8 protein-coding genes are annotated in these 8632 nt (G+C 48.5%); 5 read left to right on the forward strand and 3 right to left on the reverse strand.

Annotation, left to right across the window (positions count from 1 at the left end):
• Both NZ772_08865 and NZ772_08870 read left to right on the forward strand, forming a co-directional pair.
• The coding region (locus tag NZ772_08865) for a PAS domain-containing sensor histidine kinase (protein ID MCS6813663.1) at positions 1-1614 on the forward strand (1614 nt) is incomplete at its 5' end.
• Positions 1615-1715: 101 nt separating this feature from the next.
• Complete coding sequence (locus NZ772_08870; protein ID MCS6813664.1) at positions 1716-3485, forward strand: EAL domain-containing protein; 1770 nt, start codon at positions 1716-1718, stop codon at positions 3483-3485.
• 26 nt (positions 3486-3511) lie between these two features.
• Here the strand turns inward: NZ772_08870 and NZ772_08875 are convergent, their stop codons facing one another.
• The 3 genes from NZ772_08875 to NZ772_08885 are packed head-to-tail and all read right to left on the reverse strand — an operon-like array spanning position 3512 to position 6332.
• Positions 3512-4510, reverse strand: coding sequence for a Gfo/Idh/MocA family oxidoreductase (locus NZ772_08875; GenBank protein ID MCS6813665.1), 999 nt, complete (start codon positions 4508-4510; stop codon positions 3512-3514).
• Between the two features lie 20 nt (positions 4511-4530).
• Complete coding sequence (locus tag NZ772_08880) at positions 4531-5715, reverse strand: DUF4335 domain-containing protein (GenBank protein MCS6813666.1); 1185 nt, start codon at positions 5713-5715, stop codon at positions 4531-4533.
• The gene (locus tag NZ772_08885) at positions 5712-6332 is read right to left on the reverse strand and encodes a DUF3038 domain-containing protein (GenBank protein MCS6813667.1); all 621 of its coding nucleotides are present in this window, start codon (positions 6330-6332) and stop codon (positions 5712-5714) included. The genes NZ772_08880 and NZ772_08885 overlap by 4 nt, the downstream gene beginning before the upstream one ends.
• A gap of 282 nt (positions 6333-6614) precedes the next feature.
• On the opposite strand from NZ772_08885, the gene rpsT reads away from it, so the two are divergent.
• The 3 genes from rpsT to NZ772_08900 form a co-directional block, all read left to right on the forward strand.
• On the forward strand, positions 6615-7007 hold the full coding sequence (rpsT, locus tag NZ772_08890) for a 30S ribosomal protein S20 (GenBank protein MCS6813668.1): 393 nt from the start codon (positions 6615-6617) through the stop codon (positions 7005-7007).
• A 157-nt stretch (positions 7008-7164) separates the two neighbouring features.
• Positions 7165-8016 (forward strand): TatD family hydrolase, encoded by an 852-nt coding sequence (locus tag NZ772_08895; protein ID MCS6813669.1) that lies wholly within the window; start codon positions 7165-7167, stop codon positions 8014-8016.
• 141 nt (positions 8017-8157) lie between these two features.
• Positions 8158-8632: DNA-directed RNA polymerase subunit beta (locus NZ772_08900; protein MCS6813670.1), on the forward strand; the 475-nt coding region annotated here is incomplete at its 3' end.

Consider the following 8632-nt stretch of genomic DNA (forward strand, 5'->3'; position numbering starts at 1 on the left):
CATTGGCAAGCATGGGAGATCGATTTTCTGGAAAAGTTAGCGGTACACGTGGGGGTAGGCATTCAGCAGGCTGATTTATACCTCCAACTTTCGACTGAGCTAAAAGAGCGTCGTCAAACTGAAATTCAACTGCTGACCACTGTGCAAGAACTTGAGCAACAAAAGTTTGCCTTGGACGAAGCTGCCATGGTGACTCGTCTAGATGATAAGGGCATCATTACTTACGTGAACAGCAAATTTTGTCAAGTCAGCCAATATAGTCGCGCTGAAATTATAGGTAAACCCTATCAGGCAGCAGTTGGCATAGAGCAAGCTCCAGAATTTTTGCAATCGATTCGCGATCACGTGATGAATGGCCGTGTCTGGCATGGTGAGGTAGAAAATCGTGCAAAGGACGGCAGTATCTATTGGACTGACACAACGGTTGTGCCCTTGTTGAACAGTGCAGGTAAGCCTGTGGAATATCTAACCATTCGCTTTGACATTACCGAGCGCAAGATCTTCCAAGAACAGCTTCGCGCTATTCAAAACCGGTTGCAATATCTGCTAGCCTCTAGCCCTGCGGTCATCTATACTCGCCGACCAGAAACCTTAACGACGATCGTATTTATCAGCCCTAACATTCGTCACCTACTAGGGTGGACCTCCGTTCAATTTACTCACAACACTGATACCTGGGTGTCACTGATTCACCCTGACGATCGGCAACCTGTGCTAACCAACTTGACCAAGCTCACCTCTACACATCACCTAGTTTTGGAGTATCGTCTACAGCATGAAAATGGCAGCTATTGCTGGATTCGTGATGAAATGCGCATGATTACGAATGACCAAGGTCAACCGCTAGAATGCATCGGTTCTATGATTGATGTCACCGATCGTCACGTGGCCGAGGAGCAGGTGCTCAAAGCCCTGGAACAGGAGCGCGAACTCAACAACCTCAAGACGCGATTTGTGTGCAACACCTCCCATGAATTTCGTACCCCTTTGGCAACTATCTTTGCCGCCAGTGATTTGCTGAAACGGTTTGGGCACAAACTCAGTGAAGAAAAGAAACAAGAGCGCCTAGACAAAATTCAGGCTGAGGTTAAACACATGACTCGCTTACTAGAAGACGTGCTGCTGCTAGGCAAAGTATCAGAGGGACGATATCGCTTTAAGCCAGTTCTCACAAATTTGGCCACTTTTTGCCGGGATTTGTTGCAAGAGGCTGAATTACTAGTTGGACAAACCCACACCTTCGAGTTGCAATGTCAGGGAGATGCTTTTTCCATCTTGGCGGATCCAGCACTTCTAAAGCAACTGGTGAACAACTTACTCTCAAATGCTGTGAAATATTCACCTCAAGGTGGAGCCGTAACCCTTCGGTTGATTCACAAGACTGACCACATTGTCCTTCAGGTAGCCGATCAAGGTATTGGCATTGCTCAGTCGGACATTGAGCACTTGTTTGAGGACTTTTTCCGTGCTGGCAATGTGGGTAATCTCCCTGGCACAGGATTGGGGTTAGCGATTGTTAAACAAGCGGTTGACCTGCACGGTGGTACGATCGCCGTAGAAAGCGAACTCGGACAAGGCACAACTGTTACCGTCTGCTTGCCAACAGGGTTATAGTATCAAAGGATGTCTTAATTATAGCTTTATTTTTTGTATATTTCCGTGTATTTACCAGCAAGATGCAACCTTCTTGAGCTGGGCTATTGGGAGATAAGAACATGACACCTGAGCAACAGAAGACAATTCTTGTTATCGAAGACGTTGCCGCCCTGCGACAAGAAATCGTTGAAACGTTGGAGTGCTTAAATTATCACGTGATTGCAGGAGAAAACGGGGAGGTTGGACTGCGGCTAGCAGCAACCTACCTGCCGGATCTAATTCTTTGTGACATCATGATGCCAGAACTAAATGGCTATGAGGTCTATGAGCGTCTGCGCGACAATGCAGACACTGCCTCTATCCCATTTATTTTTCTGAGTGCTAAGGCCGATCGTAGTGATGTGCGCCGAGGCATGAACCTAGGGGCAGATGATTACCTAACCAAGCCATTTACTAGTGAAGAGTTGAGCGACGCGATCGCAGCCCGCCTGCAAAAACAAGCGGCAGCCTTTCAGCGCTACGAATCTGAAATGAAGCAAGCCGCTTCTAGCCTCACCCAATTGGCCTATATGGATCCGTTAACGAATTTACCAAACCGCATCCAACTCTATGAACGTCTACAGGAGACACTACGCCGGGCTGCCCAAATTACCAGTGACAACCTAGCTCACGGCGCTTCTGTAGAGCCGATCGTGGCCGTTGTGTGGTTAAGTCTCGACAACCTGCGGTACATAGCTGGACAAGTTGGTGATGTGACTAGTGATTGGCTCTTAAAAGAGTTTGCGAATCGCCTAGTGGCCAGTATTGGTCAGCGCGACATTGCCGCCCGCCTGAACAGCCATGAATTTTGTCTAGTGATTATGCGGCAGATGCACCCTCAGACGATTGTCAGCACCATCAACTTAGTGCATGAGCAATTGCTTCAACCCTACCAACTTGGTAGTCAATGCTTAACACTTCAAATCTCAACTGGGATTGCCCTCTACCCCACCCATGGGAATACCGCGAATCAGGTGTTACAGTACGCTAATCTGGCGATGCGCCATGCGAGGCAACTGGGCAGCAATCAATGCTGGCTGTACGATGCCGAAAGTGCCGTGCTTCAACAGCAGCGCCAGTGGCTAGAGGCAAGTCTCACCAGTGCTTTAGAGCAATCCGAGTTTGCTTTGTGGTATCAGCCTCAGGTTAATTTAATCACAGGGAGGGTAGTAGCGGCTGAAGCACTGCTGCGCTGGCAGCATCCTAGGCTGGGGATCATTACACCAGCCCAGTTTCTGCGGCTGGCAGAAGATCGCGGTGAAATGGTATTGATTGGTCGTTGGGTGATTCAAACAGCATGTGCTCAACTGGCCTCATGGCAACGCACAACTATGTTCCCGCTGACGATGTGCATTAACCTCTCGGCGGCTGAACTAGTGCATGATCACTTGGTTGAGTACATTGCTTCTACCGTACAGACGATGGGCGTGCAACCAGACATGCTGTGCCTGGAAATCACCGAAGTCAGCGTCATGCAAAACTTAGATCTAGCTATCTCTGCATCGCAGCAGCTTAAAGCGTTGGGCATCAAGCTCGCTATTGATGATTTTGGAACTGGATATTCGTCACTGAATTACTTGCACCAGTTGCCAATCGACGTGATCAAAATTGACCACTCTACGGTTAATCATCTCCCCAACGATAGCAGTAGTGCCGCAATCGTCAGTAGCATTATTGCCCTTGCCCAAAGCCAAAAGCTGACTATTGTAGCTGAGGGTGTAGAGACCCAAGAGCAACTGGACTTCCTACGCAAGCACGGGTGTAGCAGAATGCAAGGTAACCTATTTAGTCCAGCCGTTTCTGCTGAGCGATTTGAGCAGTTATTGCTCAGCGATCGTCGCTTGAAATAGCACTCCGCAATAACCTGCAACAACAGTCACTGCACACCTGTAAGCTGCCCACTGTCTGCTGCTCGTTGGGTTGCAGCAGCAACTCGTAACGCATACAGGCTGGCTACTGCACTGGTGTACAGCGGTTTGCCTTCTAGCAAATAATCTAACACCAGCGTTGTGTCGCGGGCAAACAGACCCCGCCGACTGCTCGTTGCCAATACTGTTACTCCATCTGCTTGCACAAGCTTGCCATCATCCCCATCCATAATCAATGCAGCCTGATCTCCCTGAACTTCAAACACACGACTAGGGTGCCAGAAGGTTTCTCCCTTTCCGTAGGACAAATCAGCCAGTAATCCACTCGCAAACTGAAGTTGAGCATTACATACACAGGCAGCATAGGCAACTGTAGGATCTGGCCACTGGGAATAGCACTGCCTGTTATGGCTCCAATAGCGGGTTTGACATGTTACATTTGCGACGGCACCAAATAAATCAATCAGTCGAGATAGCCGCGCTAGGGCTGCAATCAATGGGAAACCGAATAGATCTGGTCGATACGTCCACCGATCGCCCACAGGACGCTGAGGATTGATAGTTGCCGATCGTACATAGAATGGTATTCCCACCTGGGGCAAATGCTGGCGAATGGTTTGATGAATGCCACTCAACAGTTCAATATGTTCCACATGCAACAATCGCTTGCTCCCTTGAGCTTGAGCTATGAGAGCTTCTGCTTCGGCAACGTTTAGAGCAAGGGGATATTCTACAACTACGTGTTTTCCTGCGGCTAGTGCTGCCTGCACAATCGGCCCATGATCTCGATTAACCGTACAGACAACCACTAATTCCACATCACTGCGCTGCACCAAGTCTAACCACGTGGGAGCAATTTCTAAGTTAAAGGTTGCGGCAACCGCCGTCGTTTTTTCAGGCGTATGCCCAGCGATCGCTACAACTTGGGCACGTGGATCTGCTTGAAATGCCTCTGCTCTTGCTTTTGCAGCATATCCTGTGCCAACTAGCCCTACTCGAATGGTCATAGTCAACTAGTGCCTCATCACTAAGGGTTAGCCTGCCAGGGGCTGACATCTAACTTGCCATTCGGTTTGAAGACAACCTTGAAGCGGGCGATCGCCTCTGGGTTTGCCTGTCCTCCAGTCGTCGGCAAGTACAGCAAGTTCAACAGTGGTACATCTTGTTCTTTGATGCGCGAAATATCGTCCACAGGCTTATAGCCAATGATGGCACCGTCACTGCCTACGGTCACTTGATAGGTCAAATCTTGCCCAATATCGGAGGATGGTGCCCATTCCTGCGCCAGCTTGCTAGCAAGTTGCTGCCGGAGCTGATCTAGTTTTGCTGAATCCGTAATGGCTGGTGCCTTCAAGCTAACATCTGGATTAATAGGTTGCGGCTGTGATACCCCAGTTGGTGGACTTGGGTCTTTGCTACTGGGCGCAAGGGATGAAGACGGATTAGACGTGGGTGCGGCTGGCACTGGAGTCACCGTTGGGATAGGTGCAGTATTTATGCCCGTATTTTCACGGTTGGGTGAACTCGGTAGCTTGCCCTGAGGCGTTATGCCTGAAGGCACCATTTCTGTATCCGTTGGGGTAGGAATCGGATCCTTGGGACGTTGCACCTCTGGAATAGGCATATAGAAGCAAGCAAGTGCTGCTAACGCTAGACCAGAAATGCCAATCACCGCTGGCATAGTTCGCTCTAGGGTTCTGCCATCATCAGGCAGGTATCGTCGAGATACTGGCGCTAGGGGCACAGTCAATCCTGGAAGAGTGCGATCGTCGGCCAGAAATTGATCGATCGCTTCCACTAGGTCAAACAGTTGTACCGTAGTCAAATCTATGGAACGACTATGCTCAGAATTCACCCCAGAGCCTTGTTCGTTGTTTTGGCGATGGGCTTGGGTGTTGACCACCAGTCGATGCCGATTAAGAGCGATTGGCGTGATCGTGACTAATTGCGATTGCGGTTGCTGATCAGGCGGTATCGCAATGCCACTAAGTACCTGTTGGGCATAGCGACTCACCGCCACAACAAGGGCTTGGAAAAACTCTGAGCCGCCCCGTAAGGGTTCCTCCTGACCTTCAAGCTGACACTCCACACTAGTTAGCATTGACATCAACGGGCGAGCATTAACTATGCCATTGGCTTCCTCAGAACTGCCGATCCCTTCCAGCACGAGTGTGCAGTTCGGCAGGCTGTACCTTCTCGGTGGAATGGTCATTCAACTTCTCCATCAAACAAGCTAATCCAAAGGCGCTGCATCCCAAAGGTGCCTGTGCAAAACAGCAGTTTACCCAACATTGTCAAGGCAAGCTGCTGCAACTCTTCGTCAGAGGCATAGGCTCCAGTACGACGGGGATTCATGCGGGCACGAAAGTAGCTGCGAAATCGACTGATGTAATCTGACAGGCGCAGATGATGCTCTAAAGGAATTTGCTTATCTTGCAGTTGTTGATAGTCAATTAAAAGTTGCCGAATTGTGACTACCAAGCGTTTAGCCAAATTGCACACGATCGCCACCAAGGCCTTTGCTTCCAATAATGTCATCGATCGCCGCTGACCAAGACGACGCATAGGGTTTGTGCTTCGCAACTGCCAAAGCGTTACCCGATTCTTAATAATATCCCGGAGTTCTAATTCATCAGCTACTTGCAAAAATGCCTCTGAACCCCCAATCACTAAGGCTTCGATCGCCAGCAAGAGTAGATCAATTTGCATCCTGGCACGACGAGGACAGTAATCGTCAGCCAACTCAGGCGTCGAGAGGCTAGCCAACACCAGTGGAATGGAGGGTGCTGGTGAATCAGGAATCGGTGGATTCAGAGAAGTTACACTCACAATCAGTACTTATGAAGATAATTCACGTTTAATGTTGCAACACGCGATTAGCCATGGTTATTTCAGCATAATACCCAGTGTCACCTCGAGTTTGAACCTGAACCACTGCCCTAATGTGGCACAATGCTCAATGCATTATTGCCCAATCACTCAGTATATATAAACGAGACAGAAGAGATTCACAATCTTAGCCTAGTTATCTCTCTTAAAAAATGTCAAAAATCAAAAAAATTTTGTATACTTGAAAGGCTTGGAACACTATTGACTCAGCTAGGAACAACTGTGGCAAATAACAAATCAGCTGCTAAGCGTGTTGAAATTGCAGAAAGGAATCGCCTACGCAACAAAGCCTATAAGTCGGCTGTAAGAACATTGACAAAGCGGTGCGTGGTAGCTGCCGACAACTACATAAAGGCTCCGACATCTGAGCACATGCAAGAGGTGCAAGCCAGAGTTTCGGCTGCTTTTAGCAAAATAGACAAAGCTGTTAAGCGCGGTGTGCTACATCCAAATAACGGTGCACGCAAGAAGTCTCGTCTTTCCAAGCTGCTAAAGCGCTGTACTGGCGATTATGCTTCGGGTAGGGCAGAGGCTGCTAGTTCGCCAACTGAAACAGCTACAGTTGCAGAAGATACAGTTGCAGGAGATACAGTCACCGAAGAGAATTCTGCTTAAGACTTCGGTTACAGTTCGATGAGCCATTTGGTTTCGATACTAGTCCGCTTGCATTGGAATTTATCCAGCCTGCACAGGTACGGGCATAACGTCTGACCATAGTTAGTTTTGCTAGCAGTCCATGCTGTGACTCAATTGAGGTAGTGGCTTGTCAACTATGCAGCTAATTGATACCCACGTTCATATCAACTTTGATGTGTTTCGGGACGATATTGACGCTGTTGCTCGACGATGGCGTGAAGCTGGTGTGGTGCGGTTAGTTCATTCTTGCGTTGAACCTTCTGAGTTTGAAAGTATTCAACAGCTTGCTGATCGCTTTCCAGAGTTATCATTCGCGGTTGGGTTGCATCCCCTTGATGCCCACCAATGGACAGCAGAGACCGCTTCTGTAATTAAAACCTTGGCACAGTCAGATAGTCGCGTTGTCGCTATTGGAGAAACTGGCCTAGATTTCTACAAAGCTGATAACTATTCTCAGCAGGCCGAGGCATTCATAGCTCAGTTGACGATTGCCCACACTCTGAATTTACCCGTTATCATTCACTGTCGAGATGCTGCGGCTGAAATGTTAGACCTGATGCAACACTTTATGGCTGAGCATCAGTTAACGGCTTTATCAGGCGTTATGCATTGCTGGGGGGGTACACCTGAGGAAACCCAATCGTTCCTAGATTTGGGACTTTATATTAGTTTTAGTGGAACGGTTACATTTAAGAATGCTAGTCAAATTAAGGCATCAGCTCAATTAGTTCCTGACGATCGGCTTCTGATTGAAACCGACTGCCCGTTTCTAGCACCTGTGCCCAAGCGAGGTAGCCCACGCAACGAACCAGCTTACGTGCGATACGTTGCTGAACATGTTGCTACCTTACGCAAGGTAACGGTCGATGTTTTAGCTCAACAAACAACTCACAATGCTATGCGACTGTTCAAGCTCAATGCTCAACCCTTAGACTCATACCATGGGAACCACCATCAAGACTTGGCTATTCAAGCTGGCTTTTTGTAGGTTGCTCTCTAGCAGCAATGCCTGGCAGCAGTGTTGACAGCATTGCAAATCTTTACAAAGAGGACGGCTTAAAATCTTGACAGAAGATTCTTTTCCCTGTAAACTACGACTCCGCCATAGGCGTAACCCAGCAGAAGACGCATGACTAATCAAAATTCCCTTGCTCCCGCATTTACTTTACCAGACTTGGTCGAAATTCAGCGAGCCAGCTTCCGCTGGTTCTTGGAAGAAGGACTGATCGAGGAGTTAGAGAGCTTCTCGCCTATAACTGATTATACTGGCAAGCTGGAATTGAGCTTCATTGGCAAAGATTATAAGGTTAAGTGGCCTAAGTATTCCGTTGATGAAGCAAAGCGCCGTGATAGTTCCTACCAGGTTCAAATTCATGTTCCTACTCGTCTGATCAACAAGGAGACGGGTGAGATCAAGGAACAAATGGTGTTTATTGGCGATTTGCCTTTGATGACCGATCGGGGTACTTTTATCATCAACGGTGCAGAGCGTGTCATCGTCAACCAGATTGTCCGCAGTCCTGGAGTTTACTACAAGTCTGAGACCGATAAGAATGGCCGCCGCACCTATAACGCCAGCTTGATCCCCAACCGAGGTGCATGGT

The sequence above is a fragment of the Cyanobacteriota bacterium genome, assembly GCA_025054735.1.
Classification (GTDB): domain Bacteria; phylum Cyanobacteriota; class Cyanobacteriia; order SKYG9; family SKYG9; genus SKYG9.

Excerpts from the sequence above, each read along its gene's own strand:
- NZ772_08870 (MCS6813664.1), top strand. The coding sequence starts at position 1,716 with ATGACACCTGAGCAACAGAAGACAATTCTTGTTATCGAAGACGTTGCC.
- NZ772_08895 (MCS6813669.1), top strand. The coding sequence starts at position 7,165 with ATGCAGCTAATTGATACCCACGTTCATATCAACTTTGATGTGTTTCGG.
- NZ772_08880 (MCS6813666.1), bottom strand. The coding sequence starts at position 5,715 with ATGACCATTCCACCGAGAAGGTACAGCCTGCCGAACTGCACACTCGTG.
- NZ772_08875 (MCS6813665.1), bottom strand. The coding sequence starts at position 4,510 with ATGACCATTCGAGTAGGGCTAGTTGGCACAGGATATGCTGCAAAAGCA.